The 20,676-nt window shown below is 54.8% G+C and carries 18 protein-coding genes, 1 tRNA gene and 2 pseudogenes; 15 read left to right on the forward strand and 6 right to left on the reverse strand.

The window, feature by feature from the left end:
• Window positions 1-15: 15 nt before the first annotated feature.
• The 8 genes from CWC48_RS23140 (at window position 16) to murB (ending at window position 6,846) form a co-directional block, all read left to right on the forward strand.
• Window positions 16-2,241, forward strand: coding sequence for a DNA internalization-related competence protein ComEC/Rec2 (locus CWC48_RS23140; RefSeq protein ID WP_100490410.1), 2,226 nt, complete (start codon window positions 16-18; stop codon window positions 2,239-2,241).
• A gap of 83 nt (window positions 2,242-2,324) precedes the next feature.
• Entirely contained in the window at window positions 2,325-2,960 is a 636-nt protein-coding gene (locus tag CWC48_RS23145; protein WP_012724911.1) for a MotA/TolQ/ExbB proton channel family protein, read from the forward strand.
• A complete protein-coding gene (locus tag CWC48_RS23150; protein WP_078049001.1) occupies window positions 2,957-3,385 on the forward strand; it encodes a biopolymer transporter ExbD in 429 nt (142 codons plus the stop codon). Before CWC48_RS23145 ends, CWC48_RS23150 begins: the two co-directional genes overlap by 4 nt.
• Complete coding sequence (lpxK, locus tag CWC48_RS23155) at window positions 3,385-4,395, forward strand: tetraacyldisaccharide 4'-kinase (protein WP_100490411.1); 1,011 nt, start codon at window positions 3,385-3,387, stop codon at window positions 4,393-4,395. The genes CWC48_RS23150 and lpxK overlap by 1 nt, the downstream gene beginning before the upstream one ends.
• A 24-nt stretch (window positions 4,396-4,419) precedes the next feature.
• A complete protein-coding gene (locus tag CWC48_RS23160) occupies window positions 4,420-4,605 on the forward strand; it encodes a Trm112 family protein (protein ID WP_003174668.1) in 186 nt (61 codons plus the stop codon).
• Window positions 4,602-5,366: a 3-deoxy-manno-octulosonate cytidylyltransferase gene (kdsB, locus tag CWC48_RS23165; protein WP_100490412.1), complete on the forward strand. Its 765-nt coding sequence runs from the start codon at window positions 4,602-4,604 to the stop codon at window positions 5,364-5,366. Before CWC48_RS23160 ends, kdsB begins: the two co-directional genes overlap by 4 nt.
• The gene (locus tag CWC48_RS23170) at window positions 5,366-5,830 is read left to right on the forward strand and encodes a low molecular weight protein-tyrosine-phosphatase (protein WP_100490413.1); all 465 of its coding nucleotides are present in this window, start codon (window positions 5,366-5,368) and stop codon (window positions 5,828-5,830) included. The genes kdsB and CWC48_RS23170 overlap by 1 nt, the downstream gene beginning before the upstream one ends.
• The gene (gene murB, locus CWC48_RS23175) at window positions 5,827-6,846 is read left to right on the forward strand and encodes a UDP-N-acetylmuramate dehydrogenase (protein WP_078048998.1); all 1,020 of its coding nucleotides are present in this window, start codon (window positions 5,827-5,829) and stop codon (window positions 6,844-6,846) included. Before CWC48_RS23170 ends, murB begins: the two co-directional genes overlap by 4 nt.
• A gap of 76 nt (window positions 6,847-6,922) precedes the next feature.
• Here the strand turns inward: murB and CWC48_RS23180 are convergent, their stop codons facing one another.
• Window positions 6,923-7,594: a Bax inhibitor-1/YccA family protein gene (locus tag CWC48_RS23180; protein ID WP_100490414.1), complete on the reverse strand. Its 672-nt coding sequence runs from the start codon at window positions 7,592-7,594 to the stop codon at window positions 6,923-6,925.
• A 152-nt stretch (window positions 7,595-7,746) separates the two neighbouring features.
• Here CWC48_RS23180 and CWC48_RS23185 point away from each other — a divergent pair.
• Window positions 7,747-7,837: transfer RNA gene (locus CWC48_RS23185), tRNA-Ser, on the forward strand.
• 94 nt (window positions 7,838-7,931) lie between these two features.
• Here the strand turns inward: CWC48_RS23185 and CWC48_RS23190 are convergent.
• Complete coding sequence (locus tag CWC48_RS23190; protein WP_100490415.1) at window positions 7,932-8,981, reverse strand: tyrosine-type recombinase/integrase; 1,050 nt, start codon at window positions 8,979-8,981, stop codon at window positions 7,932-7,934.
• Between the two features lies 1 nt (window position 8,982).
• Window positions 8,983-9,258, reverse strand: coding sequence for a DUF4224 domain-containing protein (locus CWC48_RS23195; RefSeq protein ID WP_100492447.1), 276 nt, complete (start codon window positions 9,256-9,258; stop codon window positions 8,983-8,985).
• Between the two features lie 527 nt (window positions 9,259-9,785).
• On the opposite strand from CWC48_RS23195, the pseudogene CWC48_RS23205 reads away from it, so the two are divergent.
• From CWC48_RS23205 to CWC48_RS30245, 4 genes and pseudogenes are all read left to right on the forward strand, one after another.
• A pseudogene (locus CWC48_RS23205) lies at window positions 9,786-10,013 on the forward strand (LexA family protein); the annotation flags it as partial.
• A pseudogene (umuC, locus tag CWC48_RS23210) lies at window positions 10,006-11,279 on the forward strand (translesion error-prone DNA polymerase V subunit UmuC). The pseudogenes CWC48_RS23205 and umuC, both read left to right, overlap by 8 nt.
• Window positions 11,280-11,685: 406 nt before the next feature.
• On the forward strand, window positions 11,686-12,681 hold the full coding sequence (locus tag CWC48_RS30460) for a hypothetical protein (protein ID WP_157806765.1): 996 nt from the start codon (window positions 11,686-11,688) through the stop codon (window positions 12,679-12,681).
• Window positions 12,681-13,724, forward strand: coding sequence for a hypothetical protein (locus tag CWC48_RS30245; RefSeq protein ID WP_157806766.1), 1,044 nt, complete (start codon window positions 12,681-12,683; stop codon window positions 13,722-13,724). The genes CWC48_RS30460 and CWC48_RS30245 overlap by 1 nt, the downstream gene beginning before the upstream one ends.
• Window positions 13,725-13,853: 129 nt before the next feature.
• Here the strand turns inward: CWC48_RS30245 and CWC48_RS23220 are convergent, their stop codons facing one another.
• Together CWC48_RS23220 and CWC48_RS23225 are read right to left on the reverse strand one after the other, a co-directional pair.
• The gene (locus tag CWC48_RS23220) at window positions 13,854-14,747 is read right to left on the reverse strand and encodes a DUF2971 domain-containing protein (RefSeq protein WP_100490417.1); all 894 of its coding nucleotides are present in this window, start codon (window positions 14,745-14,747) and stop codon (window positions 13,854-13,856) included.
• Window positions 14,748-15,208: 461 nt separating this feature from the next.
• On the reverse strand, window positions 15,209-17,179 hold the full coding sequence (locus tag CWC48_RS23225) for an AAA family ATPase (protein WP_100490418.1): 1,971 nt from the start codon (window positions 17,177-17,179) through the stop codon (window positions 15,209-15,211).
• 1,011 nt (window positions 17,180-18,190) lie between these two features.
• Between CWC48_RS23225 and CWC48_RS30585 the strand changes: the two genes are divergently transcribed.
• Window positions 18,191-18,697, forward strand: coding sequence for a hypothetical protein (locus CWC48_RS30585; RefSeq protein WP_223204459.1), 507 nt, complete (start codon window positions 18,191-18,193; stop codon window positions 18,695-18,697).
• A gap of 188 nt (window positions 18,698-18,885) precedes the next feature.
• Here the strand turns inward: CWC48_RS30585 and CWC48_RS23235 are convergent, their stop codons facing one another.
• On the reverse strand, window positions 18,886-19,752 hold the full coding sequence (locus tag CWC48_RS23235; RefSeq protein ID WP_100490419.1) for a diguanylate cyclase: 867 nt from the start codon (window positions 19,750-19,752) through the stop codon (window positions 18,886-18,888).
• 357 nt (window positions 19,753-20,109) lie between these two features.
• On the opposite strand from CWC48_RS23235, the gene CWC48_RS23245 reads away from it, so the two are divergent.
• On the forward strand, window positions 20,110-20,427 hold the full coding sequence (locus CWC48_RS23245; RefSeq protein ID WP_177409503.1) for a hypothetical protein: 318 nt from the start codon (window positions 20,110-20,112) through the stop codon (window positions 20,425-20,427).
• Window positions 20,428-20,676: the final 249 nt, after the last annotated feature.

Raw genomic sequence — 20,676 nt, forward strand, 5'->3', positions numbered from 1 at the left:
TGAAAAGGATGATTCATGAGGACAGGGATGTTCGCGTTTGCGCTGGGGCTGCTGGCGCTGCGTTTTTTACCCGCGTTGCCCGCTACCGGCTGGCTGATCGCCTTGCTGGTGCTGGCATTGATGCTGTTGCCGTTTCGCACTTACCCCTTGGCGTTTTTCTTGGTGGGGCTGAGCTGGGCCTGCATCAGCGCACAGTGGGCGCTGGATGATCGCCTACGGCCAGCATTGGACGGCCAGACACGCTGGGTGGAAGGGTGGGTGACCGGGTTGCCGCAACAGACGGGCGAGGGCGTGCGTTTCGTGCTGACCGACAGTCGGTCGCGTAATGCCCGCTTGCCCACACGCATTCGCGTCTCCTGGCGTGGCGGGCCGTCGGTGCGCAGTGGCGAGCGCTGGCGCCTGGCGGTCACCCTCAAGCGACCAGCCGGGCTATTGAATTTCCACGGCTTTGATCAGGAGGCCTGGCTGCTGGCCCAGCGTATCGGTGCCACCGGCACGGTAAAGGACGGCGAGCGCTTGGCACCCGCACGCAATGCCTGGCGCGACAGTGTGCGCCAGCGCCTGATGGCGGTGGATGCCCAGGGCCGGGAGGCGGGCCTGATTGCGCTGGTACTGGGTGATGGGTCTGGATTGGCCGCCGCCGATTGGCAGGTCTTGCAGGACACGGGCACTGTGCACCTGCTGGTCATCTCCGGCCAACACATCGGTTTGCTGGCGGGCTTGATCTACGCCTTGATCGCTGGGTTGGCGCGCTACGGCTGCTGGCCCCGCAGCTGGCCTTGGTTGCCTTGGGCGTGTGGCCTGGCGTTCGGCGCCGCGCTGGGGTATGGCTTGCTGGCAGGCTTTGGCGTGCCGGTGCAGCGCGCCTGCGTGATGGTGGGGTTGGTGTTGTTGTGGCGGTTGCGATTCCGGCATCTCGGACTGTGGTGGCCTTTGCTGCTGGCACTCAATGGGGTGCTGGTCCTGGAGCCGTTGGCGAGCCTGCAACCCGGTTTCTGGCTGTCGTTTGCGGCGGTGGCGGTGTTGATCCTGGCGTTCGGTGGGCGGCTGGGCCCCTGGCGCGCGTGGCAGGCGTGGACCCGGCCGCAATGGCTGATTGCTATTGGGTTGTTCCCGGTGCTGCTGGTGTTGGGGCTGCCCATCAGCCTGAGTGCACCGTTCGCCAACCTGGCGGCGGTGCCGTGGATCAGCCTGGTGGTACTGCCGCTGGCGTTGCTCGGGACGGCGTTGCTGCCGCTGCCGTTTGTGGGTGAAGGCTTGCTGTGGCTGGCGGGCGGTGCACTGGATGGGTTATTCAAGGGCTTGGGCTGGTTGGCCGGGCGGGTGCCGGCGTGGATTCCGGCCGATGTGCCGTTGGGCTATTGGCTGGTGAGTCTGCTCGGCGCCGTGCTGCTCCTGCTGCCCAAGGGCGTGCCGTTTCGTGTGCTGGGCTGGCCGATGCTGTTGCTGGCCGTGTTTCCACCACGTGAATGGGTGCCCCATGGGCAGGTCGACGTGGTGCAGTTGGACGTCGGGCAGGGGCAGTCGCTGATCTTGCGCACCCGTCACCATACCTTGCTGTATGACGCTGGCCCGCGCTCCGGAACCTTTGACCTCGGCGCGCGGGTGGTGCTGCCATCGCTGCGAAAACTGGGGGTAGGGGCGTTGGACCTGATGCTGCTCAGCCACGCCGACGCAGATCATGCGGGCGGTGCGGCGGCGATTGCCAAGGGCCTGCCGATCAAGCGCGTGGTGGGTGGAGAAACCGACGGGCTGCCGGCCTTTCTCGGCACTCAGCCGTGTATCAGTGGCGAGCGCTGGACCTGGGACGGTGTGACCTTCGAACTCTGGCAGTGGCCTGATGCTATTACCGGCAACCCGAAGTCCTGTGTGTTGCGGGTGCAGGCCAATGGCGAGCGTCTGTTGCTGACCGGCGACATCGACCGCGCCGCCGAACAGGCCATGCTCGCCTCACCCCTGGCGGTGCCGACCGATTGGTTGCAAGCGCCGCACCATGGCAGTCGCAGCTCTTCGTCCTGGGCGTTTCTGGAGCGCCTCGCGCCGCGTTCCGTGCTTATTTCGCGGGGGCGTAGCAATGCGTTCGGCCATCCCCATCCTCAGGTGATGGCGCGTTACCAGCGGCTGGGTAGCCAGGTGTATGACAGCGCCGAGCAGGGGGCGGTGCGCCTGCAATTGGGCGCTTTCGCGCCACCGGTTGTTGCGCGCAGTCAACGCAGGTTCTGGCGCGAGCGGCTACCTTAGGCGCGGATGGCTGCGGTCGATGGGGTCTGTGGCCTGCGAACCTATATGGTAAAGTGGCGCACTTTTTCGAGGGGACATTCACTGTGTGGGAATTGGTCAAATCCGGCGGCTGGATGATGTTGCCGATCATCATGAGTTCTATCGCCGCACTCGGCATCGTCGCCGAACGCCTGTGGACCCTGCGTGCCAGTCGCGTTACCCCCGAGCATCTGCTGGGGCAGGTCTGGAGCTGGATCAAGAACAAGCAGTTGGACAAGGACAAACTCAAGGAACTGCGCGCCAACTCCCCGTTGGGTGAAATCCTTGCTGCGGGCCTGGCCAACTCCAAGCATGGTCGCGAGATCATGAAAGAGTGCATCGAAGAGGCTGCCGCCCGCGTCATCCATGAACTGGAGCGCTACATCAATGCCCTCGGCACCATCGCCGCCATGGCGCCATTGCTTGGCTTGCTGGGTACCGTGCTGGGCATGATCGATATTTTCAGCTCGTTCATGGGCTCCGGCATGACCACCAACGCGGCCGTGCTGGCCGGGGGTATTTCCAAGGCGCTGATCACCACGGCGGCGGGCTTGATGGTGGGTATTCCTTCGGTGTTCTTTCACCGTTTCCTGCAACGTCGCATTGATGAGCTGGTGGTCGGTATGGAGCAGGAAGCCATCAAGCTGGTGGAAGTGGTGCAAGGCGACCGTGACGTCGACCTGGTTGGGGGCAAAGCGTGAAATTTCGCCGCAAGCAACGGGAAAATGTCGATATCAACCTCGCGTCGCTGATCGACGTGGTGTTTATCCTGCTGCTGTTTTTTGTCGTCACCACCACCTTCACCCGGCAAACCGAGCTGCGCGTCGACCTGCCGGAAGCCGTGAGCGGTTCGCCGGCCGAAGACCAGGAAGTCAAGCAACTGGACATCGCCATCAGCGCCGAAGGGGTGTTTTCGGTGAATAATCAGTTGCTCGAGAAAAACGACCTCGCCAGCCTGATGGATGCCTTGCAGAAAGAGTCCGGCGGCGACACCAAGCTGCCGCTCTCCATCAGTGCCGATGGCAAGACCCAACACCAGGCTGTGATTACCGCGATGGATGCCGCCGGTAAGCTCGGCTTCAGCCATCTGCGCATGACCACCGTCGAGGCGGCGAGCCAACCCTGATGGCCATGTCCGATCGTTTGCTCAAGGCCTGGTACGAGGGCCATCCGGCACTCACGCTGTTGCGGCCGTTGGAGTCCCTGTATCGCCGGGTGGTGCAGCGCAAGCGCGCACGCTTCCTGGCAGGTGAGGGCGGCATTTACCAATCACCGGTGCCGGTGGTAGTCGTCGGGAATATCACCGTCGGCGGCACTGGCAAGACGCCGTTGATTCTCTGGCTGATCGAACACTGCCGGCGCAGCGGCCTGCGCGTGGGGGTGGTCAGTCGTGGCTATGGCGCCAAGCCCCCGCAGTTGCCGTGGCGGGTCGAAGCCAGCCACAGCGCGGAGGTTGCAGGTGACGAGCCTTTATTGATCGTGCAGCGCTGCGGTGTACCGCTGATGATCGACCCCGATCGCAGCCGTGCAGTCAAGGCGTTGCTGGCCAGTGACACCCTGGACCTGATTCTCTCCGACGACGGTCTGCAACATTACCGTCTGGCCCGTGACCTCGAACTGGTGCTGATCGACGCGGCTCGTGGCCTGGGCAACCGCCGTTGCCTGCCTGCGGGGCCGTTGCGTGAACCGGTGGAGCGCCTGAAAAGTGTCGATGCGCTGTTGTATAACGGCGCCGCCAGCGACCGCGAGGACGGCTTTGCCTTTCGTTTGCAGCCCACCGCACTGGTCAATCTGCAGACTGGCGAGCGCCAGCCGGTGAACCACTTTGCGCCGGGCCAGCAGGTGCATGCGGTTGCCGGCATCGGTAACCCGCAACGTTTCTTCAATACCCTTGAAACGCTACACTGGCAGCCGATACCCCATGCATTTGCCGACCACGCGCCCTACAGCGCCGAGGTCTTGAATTTTACGCCGTCATTGCCGCTGGTCATGACCGAGAAGGATGCGGTGAAGTGCCGCGCTTTTGCCCAGCCTGACTGGTGGTACCTTACGGTGGATGCGCTGCCGTCGCCGGCGTTCGTCGCCTGGTTCGACACGCAGTTGATGCGCCTGCTGCCTGCCCGTCTCTTGCCTTAAACCGCTTTTTTCCAGGAAACACTCATGGACACCAAACTGCTCGATATCCTCGCTTGCCCGATCTGCAAAGGCCCGCTCAAGCTCAGCGCAGACAAGACCGAGCTGATCAGCAAAGGCGCAGGCCTGGCCTACCCGATCCGTGATGGCATCCCGGTGATGCTCGAAAGCGAAGCCCGCACCCTGACCACTGATGAGCGCCTGGATAAATGACCACAGCCTTTACCGTAGTCATCCCCTCCCGCTATGCATCGACCCGCCTGCCGGGCAAGCCGCTGCAGCTGATCGGCGACAAGCCAATGATCCAGCGGGTGTGGGAACAGGCCTGCAAAAGCAGCGCCGAGCGCGTGGTGGTGGCCACCGATGACCCGCGCATCATCGAAGCCTGCAAAGGCTTCGGCGCTGAGGCCGTGCTGACGCGCGAAGACCACAATTCCGGTACCGACCGACTGGCCGAAGTCGCCACCCAGCTGGGCTTGGCGCCCGACGCCATCGTGGTCAACGTGCAAGGTGACGAGCCGCTGATCCCGCCGAGCGTGATCGACCAAGTCGCCGCCAACCTGGCCGCCCATGGCGAAGCGCGCATGGCCACCCTGGCCGAGCCGATCGAAGACATCGAGACCCTGTTCAACCCGAACGTGGTGAAGGTGGTCAGTGACATCAACGGCCTGGCACTGACATTTAGCCGCTCGATCTTGCCATGGGCCCGCGACGCCTTTGCCAAGCAACCTGACGTGTTGCCAGAAGGCGTGCCTTACCGTCGCCATATCGGCATCTACGCCTACCGCGCGGGCTTCCTGCACGACTTCGTCAGCTGGGGCCCGTGCTGGCTGGAAAATACCGAATCATTGGAGCAACTGCGGGCGCTGTGGCATGGCGTGCGCATCCACGTGGGCGATGCGCTGGAAGCGCCGCCGGCGGGTGTCGATACCCTGGAAGACCTTGAGCGCGTCCGTCGCCTGCTGGGGGCCTGATGGAGGTCTTGTTTGTCTGCCTGGGCAATATCTGCCGCTCGCCTACCGCCGAAGGCGTACTGCGCCATAAGTTGCGCGAAGCCGGGCTGGCAGACCGAGTCGACGTAGCGTCCGCCGGTACAGGTGAATGGCATATCGGCAACCCGCCAGACCAACGCAGCCAGCGCGCGGCGCTGGTGCGCGGTTACGATCTGTCGGCCCAGCGTGCCCAGCAGGTGTCCCGTGCTGATTTTGCCCGCTATGACTTGATCCTGGCCATGGACCACAGCAACCTGCGCAACCTCAAGGCTATGCAGCCAAGCCAGGGCAAGGCGGAACTGGACCTGTTCCTGCGCCGTTACGACGCTGAAGTGGACGAAGTGCCAGACCCGTATTACGAAGGTGAACAAGGCTTCGAACGGGTCCTGGACCTGATCGAGCGTGCCTGTGATTTATTGGTGATCGAATTGAAGGGGCGGTTATGACCTTGCAAGTGCTTGCGCAGGTATCGCTCAAGCCATTCAACAGCTTTGGCATTGATGTACGTGCCCAGCTGTTCGCCGAGGCCCATAGTGACGACGACGTCCGTGAGGCCCTGGCCTATTCGAGCGCCCACGCGGTGCCGTTGTTGGTGATTGGCGGTGGCAGCAACTTGCTACTGACCCAGGACATCCCGGCGCTGGTGCTGCGCATGGCTACCCGAGGTATCCGCGTGCTGCACGATGACGGCACGCAGGTGGTGGTCGAAGCTGAGGCGGGCGAAGCCTGGCACCCCTTCGTGCTGTGGACACTGGAGCAGGGCTTCTGCGGCCTGGAAAACCTCAGCCTCATCCCCGGCACCGTTGGCGCAGCCCCGATGCAGAACATCGGCGCCTACGGGGTGGAAATCAAGGACGTATTTGCCGGCCTCACTGCGCTGGACCGCCACACTGGCAAACTGCGTGACTTCACTCTGGAAGAATGCAACTTCGCCTACCGCGACAGCCTGTTCAAGCACGAGACCGGACGCTGGCTGATTTTGCGGGTGCGTTTTGCCCTGAGCCGCGCCAGCCACCTCAAGCTCGACTACGGTCCGGTGCAACAGCGCTTGGCGGGGCAGGGGATCACCGACGCGACGCCAAGCGACGTCAGCCGTGCCATCTGCAGCATACGCCGGGAAAAACTGCCTGACCCGGCAGAACTGGGCAATGCTGGGAGCTTCTTCAAGAACCCTCTGGTGTCCCAAGTACTGGCGGCTGAATTGCAAGCGTTGTACCCAGACCTGGTGGCCTACCCGCAAGCTGATGGGCAGATGAAGCTTGCGGCCGGCTGGCTGATCGACAAGGCCGGCTGGAAGGGCTTCCGTGACGGGGATGCCGGCGTGCACAAGCTGCAGGCGCTGGTGTTGGTCAACTATGGCGGTGCCACGGGGCACGACATTGCCAATCTGGCCCGGCGTATCCAGCAAGACATTGCACAGCGCTTCAAGGTGGATCTGGAAATGGAACCCAACCAGTACTGACCGGTTACTCTCGGAGCGTTAGAAACAAAAATGCCCCGTATCTTTCGATACGGGGCATTTTTTATTGCACCAGCGATCAGTCGTCGCGGCTCATGATGCCGAAGATCTGCAGCAGGCTGACGAACAAGTTGTAGATCGACACATACAGGCTGACGGTCGCCATGATGTAGTTACGCTCACCACCGTGGATGATCGCGCTGGTCTGGAACAGGATGCACACCGAGGAGAACAGCACAAAACCTGCGCTGATCGCCAGTTGCAGCCCGCTGATCTGGAAGAACATGCCTGCAACCACGGCTGCCAGCAGCACGAAGAAGCCGGCGGTGATGAAGCCACCCAGGAAGCTCATGTCCTTGCGGGTGATCAGCACGTAGGCCGACAGACCACCAAACACCAGGGCCGTCATGGCAAACGCCGAGCTGACCACTTCCGCACCACCGGCCATGCCGAGGTAACGGTTGAGGATCGGGCCGAGGATAAAGCCCATGAAACCGGTCAAGGCAAACGCCGACACCAGGCCCCAGGCCGAGTCACGCAGCTTGTTGGTCAGGAAGAACAGGCCATAGAAGCCAATCAGCACGACAAAGATATTCGGGTAGCCGACGCGCATCTGTTGGGCCACGAACGCCATCACGCCGCTGAATGCGAGGGTAAGGGCGAGCAAGCCATAGGTATTGCGCAACACGCGGCTGACTTCAATCTGCTCAGCCTGCGCGTTACCATTCACTGCGTAATTCTGTTCGCGCATGGCGACACTCCTTCGGTTTTGAAACGTTCAGTCGCAAAGATCATAACAGACGCTCTGTAACAAGCGATGCCGAGTGTTTGACAGTGTGTTTCATTCGGGTATTATGGCGCCCGCTGAGACGGGATAGGCTACTATAATCCTGTGACGCACAAGGGAAATTGGCAGAGTGGTTGAATGCACCGGTCTTGAAAACCGGCGGACGTTAAGAGCGTCTCCAGGGTTCGAATCCCTGGTTTCCCGCCAAGATTCAAACGAAAGCCCCGCGAAAGCGGGGCTTTTGTGTTTCTGGGGTTTGGGTGGAGCGCGACGGTTTTTCAGAGGCGTTCCGAAACTTTGCCTATTTTGATGGTTTAGCAGTGGCGCCAATCCTCCTGTAAACCCGCTTCGTGATCTCCTGCTTGCTGTGTCCAGGTAGCAGGCTTGCGTCGCCAATATCGATGATTTCCGATGCTGCTTTAGGTCGGATGTCGCGAAACTGAAAACCGCCAATCTTCGCGGCGATGAGCGGATCGCCCTCTTCGATTGCTTTGGCACATGCCTTCTCCCGCGCCTTGTCCCAGCGCAAGCGCAGCATTCCCTTCGTCATCCGCTTTCCGTGCCTGTTTATCAGCAAGTAATTCGAGAGGTGACTGGCATTCCTTTCCGTAATTTCCCGAATCAACCTACCCAAGCTGTTTTCTCCCACCTCTGTGCACATCAGAATCCTTAGCTTCAGCCCTGTTTTGCCTTGCGTGACCAAGAAGTAGTCGCCCTCAACGTCGTCCCTGCGCATGACGATCACATCTGCTGGCCGCTGGCCTGTCAGATAGCCCAGGTCCATGGCTTCCTTGAATTCCGGCTCAGCCATTCCGTAGACCGCATCCCAAACCGCGGCATTGGCGTAGTAGTCGCGCGGCGTTTCTTTGTTCTTGCGGATGCCCTGGCACGGGCTTTCTCGTTCGGTCAGACTCCATTCTCGCACCATGTTGAAAACGTGGGAGAGTAGGGCGATTTCTCGATTGGCCCGTACCTTGGCGGTACGGGCATCGCGGTATCCTGCGATGTTGGCTGGTGTGATTGAGTCGATGGGCGCCCCGTCGAACATGGGCCGCAATTGTTTGAGTTCGGCCAGATTGTCCTTTTGGGTACGGTCGCCTTTTTTCGGAATGACGTCGCGGACGTATCGATCAAAGATCCCCTTCATCATCGTCAGATCGGCTGGCTTTTCTTTGGACTCAAGCTCTGCCCACTTCAATCGGGCTTTGCTCAAGTTTCCCCTAAGCGGGATTTCCTTTCCCGTTGAGTCTCTGTAGTAATAACCAACCCACACTTTACCGTTCTTGCGAGGGCGTTTTCTCCGCACCATTCCCGGCGGTAAGTCCCTGTTTTCAGTGTTTCGAGGTCGCATTTCAGTTCACCCTGGAGAAGTCAGGTGTCCAAGCTGGTCTCGCCGGCGTTGTGCTCTCTTCTGCGAACGTTGGACTGGTCATGCCAAGCTTCATACGAGCGTACATGCGCCCGACCAATGGGCGGCCACCACGGCTCTCAACGAATACCCAATTGCGGTCGTTGAGCCATCTCCGTTGATGGGAACGCTGCTTATATCCAGTCAGGTCGGCCAGTTCTTCGTCCGAGAAAATTTCAGTTTCTAACGTTCTGGTGAGTGAATGGTGCGTATACCCCAAGGCAGGCTGCGCGAGCGGGCGTTCCTGAGCGTTTAGCGTTGCATCAGCGAGCGCTGCCCCGCGCAGCTTTTCGTGGGGTACAAGTGCCTCGGCAATGGCGCTGAGAGGAGCATTGATGCCTGCTGCTGCGCAGCAGAGGCTGTTTGTTTCTAGCGGGTCGCCACTGTTGGCTGTGCGGAGCAAAGCGGGCAGGGCGCAGGTGTTGTCCTGGTGGTTCTTCATGCCGCTTTCCTCCGGTGGTCGATAGCGAGTTGGTCCATTAGGCGCTGGTGATAGGTGAGTCGAGCTTCTGCCGCAGGCCATGGGCGGATGGTTTCGGCCATGGGTTCGATGCCGACCAAGCAATCCCAGATAGCCGGATCAGTTGGCATGAGGTCGCGCGGCTCTGTCGCTAGTGCAATCAGGTCGGCCTTGTAGATGCAGGCGGGGATTTATGGAGCGATGTTGAATCGCTCACAAATGCGCCACCAGATGCAGTCCTCGAAGTGTTGGTATGCGCCAATCCACTGCTTGAGGGGCCGAGTCATGTCTTCGATGGCGACCTGGCTGTCGCAGATCGGGCCATTGAGCCGATCCATGGGCATGTAGTGGTGGCACTGCTGAACAATGAGCCTGTCTGCAAGCGCCTATGCAAGCGCGGCCGGGAGGTGGTCCTGCTTTCCGAAAACCCCAAGTTCCCGGCACGCTATGTTCTCGAAGGCGACGAGCTGTCGATCTGGGGCGTGATCACCAGCACAGTGCGTAGCCATGTCTAAGCAGCAGCCAACCTTCGCACTGATCGACTGCAACAGCTTCTACGCCAGCTGCGAGCGGGTATTCCGGCCCGACCTGGCGAAGGTGCCCATTGTGGTGCTGAGCAACAACGATGGCTGTGTCATCGCCCGTAGCTACGACGCAAAGCCCTTCATCAAGATGGGCGAGCCGTATTTCCAGATCAAGCACAAGCTCAAGCAGCACGGCATCGTCCCGTTCTCCTCCAACTATGCGCTGTACGGCGACATGAGCGAGCGCGTGATGAGCCTGATCGAGGCGATGGTGCCGGCGGTCGAGGTGTACAGCATCGACGAAGCGTTCGCTGACCTGACCGGTATCGGTGGGTTGGATGCCTTAGGCCGGCAGATTCGCGCCCAGGTGCGTCGCTGCACCGGTATCCCTGTCGGAATTGGTATCGCTCACACAAAGACCCTGGCGAATCTGGCAAACCACACCGCGAAGCGCCTGCAGGCCCAAACCGGCGGGGTGGTCAACATCATCGATCCGGTTAAGCGTGACTGGGTGCTACGCAATACGGACGTGGCGGAGGTGTGGGGTGTAGGTCGCAAGATGAAACTCCACCTTGATGCCATGGGTATCAAGTCGGCTATGGACCTGGCTAAGGCCGACCCGTGGACGCTCCGTAAGAAGTTCAGCATTGTGATCGAGAAGACCGCCAGGGAGTTGGGCGGCACGCCTTGCCTGGAGCTGGATGAGCCGGATCCGCCGAAGCAGGAGATCTGCTGCAGCCGTATGTTCGGCATGAGGTTGACGGATTTGGCGCCCATCAAGGAGGCGGTGGCCACCTACATGATGCGTGCCTCTGAGAAGCTCCGCGCTCAGAAATCGCTGTGTAAGAAGGTACGCGTGTGCATTCGCACGGGCATGTTCAACCCGGAGGAGGCGAAGTATGCCAATGGGGGGGGGATATGCCGTATCCCACCGACGACGTGCGGCTGCTTACTCAAGCAGCGGTGGGTGCGCTTGATCGGATATTTCGACCAGGTTTTAAGTACAGCAAGGCTGAAGTGATGTTACTCAACCTCTGTCAGGCAGGTGAGCACACCGATGATCTGTTTGCCATGTCACAGCCCGCGGGTGCTACTCGGGTGATGACGGTGTTGGATCAGATCAATAATAGGTGGGGCAGCGGAACGCTGCGCTCCGCGAGCGTGCCAGCAGATCCTGACTGGAGTATGAGGCGCGATATGATGAGCCAGAGCTTTACGACAAAACTTGATGAACTATGGTCCATGGTTTGCCGGTGAGTCTGCCATCGGCTGAAAGCAAGGCAATCAGGTTTTTTGCAGCTACTGAGCGCTCGTCCAGTTAAGGATTGCACATTTTTTGCTTCGATGCATCGATAGGGGACTATGCTTGGCAGCAACCAGTCCGGTTATAAAGCCCCCCCGAGGTGTACCTATGCAGTTCAGGTAATATTGTACTAAGCTAATAGGGTGTAGGTGCAGTAAGTAGTTTCTTTTGAGTAACTAAAATAAGGAGTTTTTAGTGGATTTAATACATGATCGCCGTACAGATTGTTATTCGGTTCTCGGAAAGATGACAACAGGGGAGTATCTAAGTTTAGTCCGGGGAGCGCACGCGCAACGCGGTGGTATCACCGGGCAGCGAGAAGTGCTTAAGACGACAACAGCAAAGCGGATACGAGACCGAATGATTTCTGATATTCGCGCTGGAGCGGTTTTACCTCCGGTTGTGATCGGCGTGATAGTAGATGAAGCAGTAGTTAATGATATATCTTCTGGGGGGCTTTCAGATATCAATCTGTTTCTTCGGGGCGTTTCCCGTCATGATCTTACAATTATTGATGGCATGCAGCGAACTGCAGCATTAATAGATGCGTGTGAGATCGATGTAAGCATCGCATCTCGAGAGATGAGAGTAGAGTTTTGGGTGGCCAGGTCGGTGAGGTCTCTAGTTTACAGGATGCTGGTCTTGAATACAGGGCAGGTACCATGGACGTTAGCGCGTCAGCTATCAGTCGTATATGCACCTTTATTGGAAGAGATAAAAAATAATGTTCCGGAAATTGATAGGATTTTTTCACCTGATAAGCCTGGCCGGCGTGTAGCTAGTGCGCAATTTAGCTCGGATGCATTAGTTGAGCTGTACCTAGCATTTTCTTTGCGGAAAACGAATGTTGATACAAAAGAGACCTTGTCAGAAGAATTTTCTCGATTGGACTTTGTAGATAATCTTGCGGATACAGGATTCCAAGATCATTTTTATAGTGCGCTTTCATTACTGGTTGCGTTCGATAAAGCCTTTGACCGATATGATAATGGAAATAGTGGGCGATTTTCGAGGGGTAAAGAGGTATTCGGAAGTCAGCCTGCACGCATTGGATTTATGGTTGCTATCGCTCAATATGTCTTGGGTCGCCCTGGCCTAGATAGAGAAATAATAGATAGAAGCACTCGGATGGATACAGTTGTCAAGCATGCGTCCACTATGGTTGATAAGTTGAACAGACTTGGTCCAGCCGAAGTAGGCGGTTTTCTTCGCTTGGATGTGCTGAGTGAGATTTTGGATAAAAAAGTCGGACAGGTGGGTAGGTATGAGCGAAGCGTATTTGTGGAGGCTTTTAAGGTCCTTATAGAGGATGCTTTTGAAATACCTAATATGGAACCCTGCTGGCGTGCAAGTTAATGACTTCTAGGAATAAAATTGCAGCAAATAATTTAATATTTGCAGACCTAGATCAGTACTGCATCGTAAACGAGTTAGCTCGCGAAAATGCAGGCGAAGGTCGATGGCTTATAAGCGAAAAGGGCAAAGACCAGCGAAGGTTAGTGAAAGCGGATTTAACAACCGCAATGTCATTAAGTACTTCATTGAAACTAGCCCGTTTTGATCTAGATGGTGGCACAATGTTTTGTACGGTTGGGTTGGAGTTGCCCGACGAAATAGCTGGGTTGGTAGATGAAGGCTTAGCCGGTGGTATGATGACTGCTATATTGTCAGAACTTAGGCCTATGCCTAAGGCTACTCCGGTTGAAGTTGATAACATAATTGGTACGGGGAAAAATACAGACGGTTATAGGGGGCATGACGTCATTGATATATCTCCATTGTATCCCACAATTAGGGTTTTCTCGGGGAGTGATATTAGTGACTCTGAGACGTCCCGAGTGTTCTTTTTAATTTGTTTAGCAGACCGGATGCGTGCTGGCGCTTGGATAGATAAACAGTTTAGAGCCAATCTAGAGTTGATTGCAGATTTGAGTCCTGTAGCCATTCCTTACAGGATTTTGTGTCGTTCTTTATTTGATACTGACCCAAGTGCCGTCTTTTTGGCTCTGTACAGATGTTTGGAAGCCCTTTATGCCTATTCCCAAACATCTGAGCTTATGGGAAAGCTTGGTATGAGCATGGAGTGGAATTATGTTGCTCGGATTTTAGAGGAGACTCTTTCTTGGCATCCGCGAGAAGAACCTAGCTTGGGAGTGCTTTTACAGCAAGCAGTTTCAGACGACTTAAAGCTGTTGCTTTCCGCGCTGGGGGTTGCATTGCCTGATAATGCAGACTTGGTTAATTTTACTACGAAGCAAATGTATCAGTTGCGTAATTCGCTGGTTCATTATAGATCTTTTCATCAATCTTTTGATCCTGAAAAAGTTGATTGGAACAGACTGTGTGAGGCGACTGCTCTAATGGTGCTGCATGTATATTCTTCAATAATAAGTAATTAGCATATATTATTGATGCGATAAGAATGGTAGGTCGGTGTGAGTTGTCCACGTACTAAGGCGTGGGCGCCGTTGGTTAATATTTCGATCAAAAGAAAATGTATGGGGTAATTTCTTGGTTTGTACAATCTCTCAAGAAAGCAATTGATTTATGTCTAATGGAGATAGTTCAAGTTGAAAGGAGTGGTTTGCTGGAGTCGCCTGGAATATCTCAGCGTGGGGATAGCTACGCGTGATGGTTTCCGATAACGCGAGTTGCTGGTGAAGTGGCATGCGGCAGCCAAAGACGACTCCTGTAAGCTCTTTTGAACCAAATTTTTTATCTTCATGAGGGGCATTTTTATCGCGCCCGTCACCGGCAAAGATTCGCCACTCACTTTCATGTTTCCAAGCATCTGATTTTGTGTAAATTAGACTATTAATTCGTTTTTTTTCATCGAAGGTGACTAAGCCTGCTAAGAAATCTGAAAGTTCGTCATTTTCGAAGAGTTTGGGGATGTCGTGCATATAAGACATTTTTTTTGCGGTGCAATAGGGGCTGTCTGCTCCAGGCTCATCTTGGAAACGAAGTACTACCCCCTTATTGCTGTCAGCGTAGTAGGCCCACATTAGTTGATTAGTAGGAGAGTCAGTTAAACATAATATTTTAGTCGTGGCGAGATGATCTCTAGTTTCGCAGTACGTGCGGTGAATGTTTTCGTCGATTGCTGAGAATGATTGCTTTATGCCTTCTTCCATTTGACGCATGAAATTCTCTTTAGGGATGCCTTTAAGGAATGGTCGCATGATATTTACAGCGGAAGTCATTTTGTTTTCAGGATGGCCCTTTAGCTCTCCAGTAAATATCTTCCATAGTTTGTCAAGTGTATCTCTAAGTACTATATTTCGGTCAAAGTTTATCTGAAGGTCAAATTGAATGTCGTACGGGTCGTTTAAGGTCGCTGGTGTGCTCCAGCGAAGTGTTTGATTTTCGAGCACAATGCTTGCCGTGCTATATGGCATATATTTATAGAGGACTTTACTCATTGTTTTGGGCTCCGGCTGTACGTATAAGTGCAAAAAATTGATCGAGTATCGTTCAGGTAGTGAAGTGATGGTATTAAACGTGAGGAGGTAGGAATTGCTCCCTATAAAATATAGCAATCATGTTTGGGTGGTAAAGAGTTGTGTGCTCGATTTTTAGAATTAACAAGATTTTTAAGGGGGATGGGGAGATAGCTTGTTGCTTAATTTTTGCTACGAGGTTGGCGAATTGAAACACAGGAGGCAAGTAAAGCGGCGCCTTAACGCATTAAGGTGTCCAATCTATCATCGATGCCACAGAAAATCAGCGGGACAGGGCTTGCTGTGGGACGTCTAGGCCAGGCAACGCTCCATTACTGGGTGCTTCTTTTTTTGCTTTCATCGGAAAACAGATGTAGCCATGGATAGAGCAGTCGTACATGTATGGCTCTGATCTGCAAAAAGTAGACTGCCGGTAATCTTTCCTAAGAAGTTACAGTTTTAGGTACGCGACGATTAGATTTTGGACTCTTCGGCTCTGTAGAAATAAGAAAAGTCTCGATCTCTTTCACCCAGCCAGGTTTTTTCATAGGGTCATCCACTTCAATATACTTAAGCGCGAATTTGACTTTAAAACCGTCGGAATCAAATAATTGCTCCATTGCTCTACGGTCGGTGAAGTTCAGGTTTAACGACAGGCTCGAGGGCCAGTCATCATTTTCTGAAGAGAGGGGGGAAGAAAGCCGCGAAATTAATGGTCCGTAGACTACGTGCGTCTTGAAACTTTGAATGGCTTTGATAAAGCTACTCACGTTCAATGTGTCCTCTATTACCGTTGGTGGTGATGCATTGTTATCGCTAGTTTTTAATAGCTCGGTGCGGCAGTTTTCCTCGTTGTTTTTAAGTCTTCGTATTAATATTCCAGCCAAAGAGTCCTTGCCATCGAAGGATTCAAATCGCTTGTCTGTATCGATTAAACAGTAAACCCGCCCCTGAATATCGCTTCTAGAATCCTCTAAGGCTAGGTAGAGGTAGTTATAAATTTTCTTTACCGTGGGTGAGCCCCCGACCGGCACTACGAAAAGCTTTGAGTGTTTAATGTAATGATTTAAATAGATGCTATCTGCTGATCCCTCACAAATAATCCACCTATAATCAGCGCTTGTGATTGAAGCGATTATGGATTGGACCAAATCATTTATGCCCTTTAGCTCTAACTCCGCCGGTAACTCTCCCTTAGTATCAGCCTTCAGCTTTTTTATATCCTCCCTAAAACATCTCAAATCTAACAATAGAGGAGCCTGATCACTTTTCGGGCAATAGACCGCAACACCATTTGAAATAATGGGCATAAAGCCATACCAATGAGTCGTAATAACAACCTGAATTTTTGATGCAGCTATCTCTCTTAATTTCTCGAATTGACTGAAGCAAGAAGATACGTGTAGCGATAGTTCAGGCTCATCTATTGCAAGAATGATTTGTTGATGCGTCGGTGCGGCGTTTGCCAAAAGAAAAGCCTTAGCGACATCAACCAAAGCTTGCCGCTTCTCACCTGAACTCAGGTCGCTAACGGGCGTTCGCTCTCTTCCATCTTTCCTATTGAGGACCTTAGACTCAAAGAATGCCTCAATTACTTTTTCAGTTAAATGGGACTGGTTTACGAGGTTCTGTTTCTGTGCTGGTTTTCTATATTCATAAATGCTTAGTTTTTCTGAGATGGAACCAAGAAAGTCATTGAGCTGCGCGTTGATTTTTTGGACATCCTCTCGTTTTATAAAGGCTCTAACGATTGTATCTAGCTTCTGTCCAAGCAAAGCCTGAATAGTTCGACCTTCAATTTTTGTGTACTCTTTAAAATCGATATCAGCAGGTAAGTAAATAAACTTATAATAATCGATAATGCGCTGCTGCAAGAGTGTGATAGCTCCACCAGAACCAAGGTAGTTGTTTATCAGAGAATTATAAGCTGGCAATGTCTCAAACATAGAAAAAAATACACTAGGTACAGCATATTTTTGTTCTTTTTTCAAACCCAGCGGGATCAGGTAATAGCTATCGCTACTGTAGCCTTCGGTAATCAGCTTCTCTCTATGCTCGTAGAACATCTCCGCATGCGATTTGTGTGCTGGGTTAAAGTCGCCTATAGCTGCGGACCATGTTAGTTCACTTACCTTCTCCACGAACCATTGGAATTCGCCTAAGCTAGGCAATGTGTCTTTCTTTATTAAGAAAATAGGGCATATAAATGGCTCGCGTTCTGCAAAGCCCTTGGCTAATGAGTGATGGTAGTTCCAATCTGCCGCATTAAAAAAACTATTCAAAGCTTCAAGAACAGAACTTTTTCCAGCACCATTTTCGCCAACCAGTGCGCTGAAATGTTTTCCATTGGAAAGCTTTATGTAATTGATGGCTTGATACGTCTTAAAGTTTCTAACCAACAATCCGATGATCATACTTTTCCCTTCGAATGGTCTGTTTGGATAATTTGGCGCTCAGTACCAGCAGACTGCCACTACGGTTCGCAGTCTGCAATAATTTTTCTCGGCTCTTGTGAAGGGCGGCTAATCGTGCATAACGACACGTTGGTGGCGGGCGGAGCAGTACGCATACGCTCGTCAGCCGCCCAGAGGGAAAGTCGACGCGGGCTGTCCGACTGTGTGAGTAGCGGCCGCTGGTTGGCGATACGTTCGCTGCGCGAACAACTGCATCCTTGGGTCCAGCCTGGCAGCCGTAGGAAAATTTGTAGATGCGGTGGGATTACGCGAGTTAGGTGTGGAGATTTAACCGGTTTTTGCTTATATACAGATGAGGGCGGGCTAAGTGGCGGCCGATGCCAAAGCGGTCATCATTCTCCTCATCAACTGCGATTCTTTGGTAGGGTTTAGCCATTATACGGGCGCTAGAGAAGGCCAAAATCAGTTCCCGAACCAATAACGCATGCGGCCTGTAGGTCGGCGGATCGTTGTGAGTAATGGAACGCCGAAGCCCTCCTAAGCGCCGGCTCGCTTGAGTTTGTATAAAGGTCTTGAAAACCGGCGGACGTTAAGAGCGTCTCCAGGGTTCGAATCCCTGGTTTCCCGCCAAGATTCAAACGAAAGCCTCGCGAAAGCGGGGCTTTTGTGTTTCTGGGGTTTGGGTGGGGTTCGACGGCTTTCCATTGGGCGTCCATAACGCTTGAGGTGGTCCAGAGCTTTCCTGTCTTGATGCCTTGTTCGGCGCAAGCGCAACACAATCAGGGCGCATGCGCAGCGCGATCCCACGGTCATTACCTCATCAATTTTGTGACTTTTCTGACGAGCTTTTTCTCGTCATCTCCTTGTTTTTTTACTATTATCGTCCATCTGCGAACTCAAGGAAGAGAGGCTGAGCGCCTTGAGACTGGTAGAAAATTCACACTTGATCATTGACGGTGTCATGACTTTTACCCAGAACCTAACGACTCAGCCAACCATAAAGACCTCTTGGTGAAACCGATGGATAAAATGTGTGGCGTCGTTGTAGTGGTAGGCCTTGCTCTCTCGGGATGCGTTACTAAAACTCCAGAAAAACCTAAAGTGGCTCCCCCTCCTGCCGTCGTCCAGCAAGCACCCTCTGAAGTCGCACCTTCGACACCCGCAAAATCGCCTGAGGGCTATGAGGCCGTCCCTGCTAACGCCAGTGCTGACGTCCCAATCGCTACCTATCCCAAAGCCGCTCCGGCGGAATCAGAGACAGGCCTGAACCAGAATCGCGCTGAGCAATGCCGTAAAGAGCTGGATGTCTTGAGGCTCTACAACAAAGCGTCTTACGCCAAATACGAAGCGGAATACCAGACCATTGCTGTCAAGACTGCCAAATACATGGAAGTCAAAGACTCGTTGGGTCCCGATCTGAACTACATGGTAATGCCCGCCTATCAATTCCAAATTCGTGAGTTCTGCTTCCGCGTCAAGACTCGTCTGTCGGAGCTGGTGCTTCGCCAAGCCAAATAATGATTTCACGCCAGGGTGCGTCTTTTGCCCGTTGAGGAAGCTCTGAAAAAGACTTCCCTCTCTGGCGGAACACTTGCCCTGGAAGGGCTCGAATCCCTTGCGTCCCGCTACACCAATAAAGAAATCCCGCGAGTTGAACACTCTGCGGGATTTTTTCTGCCCGCGATTTGAGTGAGCCCCCGCTTTTCCTATCCCTCACTCACGACCCGCAAGCGTTTCACCCGATACATCTCGCCATCTGCATGACTCAACAGCGTATCCGCATCCTCCCCATCCCCCGGGTAAAACGCCACACCAACACTGCAGGACGGCATCTTCACCCCGCCAAATTCAGCGCCCAGCGGCTCGGCCATGGCCGCGAGTATCTGCGCCACCTTGCCGGCAACCGCGTCCGGCGACTGGATATCGGTGATCAGCACCGTGAATTCGTCACCGCCCATCCGGGCCACCAGGTCGGTGTCGCGCACGCAGCGCTCCAGTCGTCGTGCAATCACACACAGCACGCGATCACCCATGGCATGGCCGTGCACGTCGTTGATGCCCTTGAAGTCATTGATGTCCAGGAACAGTAACGCGAGGGTGTGGTTGTGACTGCGTGCGGCTTGCAGGGCCTGGTCCAACCGATCGTTGAACAGTGATCGGTTGGTGAGGGCGGTCAGCGGGTCATGATGGGCGAGGAAGCGCAGCTCCTCCTCGGCCTGGGTGAGCGCAGTGACGTCCCGCGCGACGCCGATTCGTGCCCCCACCTCTTCGGACCAGAAGGCCGCCCATAGGATGTGCACGACGCTGCCATCCTTGCGGATGTAGCGATTGCGAAAGTCGACGTGGGGTTGGCCATTCATGACCCGGACAATGGAGGCTCGGGTGCGCGCCAGGTCTTGCGGGTGCATGTAGTGGGTGATCTGCGTGCCCGTCAGCTCTTCGGCACGGTAGCCGAGCAGTGCCTCACAGGCATCGCTAACGAAGACAATCACGTTATCGCTGTCGACGACGAAGACCGTATCCAGCATCAGGTGGATCAGTTTGGGATAAAGGGCTTGCAAGTCGACGGGCATGGGGCATCAGGCGTCCGGTTCGTATGGGTCGATCATAGCCCGATCATGAGGAGCGGCGGCGAGGGCGCGGCCTATTTTTATGGCGTGTTCGCCAGCCGGGCCTTGGTTGTGCAAGGCCCTTGACGAAACGTATGATCGCAACGTGCGACCTACCTGGTCGCCAAGCCTCACCCCCAAAAAGGACATGAGCATGCAAAAGCACTTCGGTAATTCAGGCCTGTTCAAGGCTGCTTCGTATCTCTGCAACGAAACCCTCGGCAGCAGCATTGCCCGCTGGGAGTTGAAAAACAGTGCGTTGAATACGAAGGAGTTTTTGATATGTCCAAAGAATTACTCGGAGTTTCTGCTCTAGGGTTGATGGTAATCGGTGAGTTTTGTGCGATCTACAGTGAGGTAGTTACCGCCAGGCTGGCTCAGGCAGGCGATGGTTCGTGGCAAGGGTTCATCATGCCGGTGGTGGTGATGTGCTTTGCCGGGCTTTGTCTGTTGGGGGCTTACTGGCTGGGGTATCTGGCGGTCGGTGACATTTGGGTGGTCACGGTGGTGTCCATCACATCGTTATTGCTGCTGGAGCCTGTGGTGATTTGGGCATTGTTCCATGAAGTCCCCGGGCGGGGTGCGTTGATCGGCTTTTGCCTGGGCGCCTTGGGCATGCTCGCCACGGTCTTGCTGTAGCTGCACGTTCTGGCCCGGCATTGGGATGTCGGGCCAGTTTGCCGGTTTATCACGGGCAATACCTTCCACTACCGCGCCTGCGGTTGGGTGTTAAGGCAGTGATACTCAGCTCAGCAAAACAGCTGCGCCACCGAAAGCAGGCAAATCACCTGAACAACCATTTGTGCTCGAATTGGATGTTTCATTGCCGTCTCCCTCAATTACAGCTGCTGATGGGTATGCCGTCGGTGATGGAGACAACCGCGTCAG

It is taken from the genome of Pseudomonas sp. S10E 269 (assembly GCF_002798465.1).
Lineage (GTDB): Bacteria > Pseudomonadota > Gammaproteobacteria > Pseudomonadales > Pseudomonadaceae > Aquipseudomonas > Aquipseudomonas pergaminensis.

Excerpts from the sequence above, each read along its gene's own strand:
- kdsB (WP_100490412.1), top strand. The coding sequence starts at position 4,602 with ATGACCACAGCCTTTACCGTAGTCATCCCCTCCCGCTATGCATCGACC.
- murB (WP_078048998.1), top strand. The coding sequence starts at position 5,827 with ATGACCTTGCAAGTGCTTGCGCAGGTATCGCTCAAGCCATTCAACAGC.
- CWC48_RS23160 (WP_003174668.1), top strand. The coding sequence starts at position 4,420 with ATGGACACCAAACTGCTCGATATCCTCGCTTGCCCGATCTGCAAAGGC.
- CWC48_RS23170 (WP_100490413.1), top strand. The coding sequence starts at position 5,366 with ATGGAGGTCTTGTTTGTCTGCCTGGGCAATATCTGCCGCTCGCCTACC.
- CWC48_RS30460 (WP_157806765.1), top strand. The coding sequence starts at position 11,686 with ATGATTTCTGATATTCGCGCTGGAGCGGTTTTACCTCCGGTTGTGATC.
- CWC48_RS23190 (WP_100490415.1), bottom strand. The coding sequence starts at position 8,981 with ATGCGACCTCGAAACACTGAAAACAGGGACTTACCGCCGGGAATGGTG.
- CWC48_RS30245 (WP_157806766.1), top strand. The coding sequence starts at position 12,681 with ATGACTTCTAGGAATAAAATTGCAGCAAATAATTTAATATTTGCAGAC.
- CWC48_RS23225 (WP_100490418.1), bottom strand. The coding sequence starts at position 17,179 with ATGATCATCGGATTGTTGGTTAGAAACTTTAAGACGTATCAAGCCATC.
- CWC48_RS23180 (WP_100490414.1), bottom strand. The coding sequence starts at position 7,594 with ATGCGCGAACAGAATTACGCAGTGAATGGTAACGCGCAGGCTGAGCAG.
- CWC48_RS23245 (WP_177409503.1), top strand. The coding sequence starts at position 20,110 with ATGGTAATCGGTGAGTTTTGTGCGATCTACAGTGAGGTAGTTACCGCC.
- CWC48_RS23140 (WP_100490410.1), top strand. The coding sequence starts at position 16 with ATGAGGACAGGGATGTTCGCGTTTGCGCTGGGGCTGCTGGCGCTGCGT.
- CWC48_RS23235 (WP_100490419.1), bottom strand. The coding sequence starts at position 19,752 with ATGCCCGTCGACTTGCAAGCCCTTTATCCCAAACTGATCCACCTGATG.
- lpxK (WP_100490411.1), top strand. The coding sequence starts at position 3,385 with ATGGCCATGTCCGATCGTTTGCTCAAGGCCTGGTACGAGGGCCATCCG.
- CWC48_RS23220 (WP_100490417.1), bottom strand. The coding sequence starts at position 14,747 with ATGAGTAAAGTCCTCTATAAATATATGCCATATAGCACGGCAAGCATT.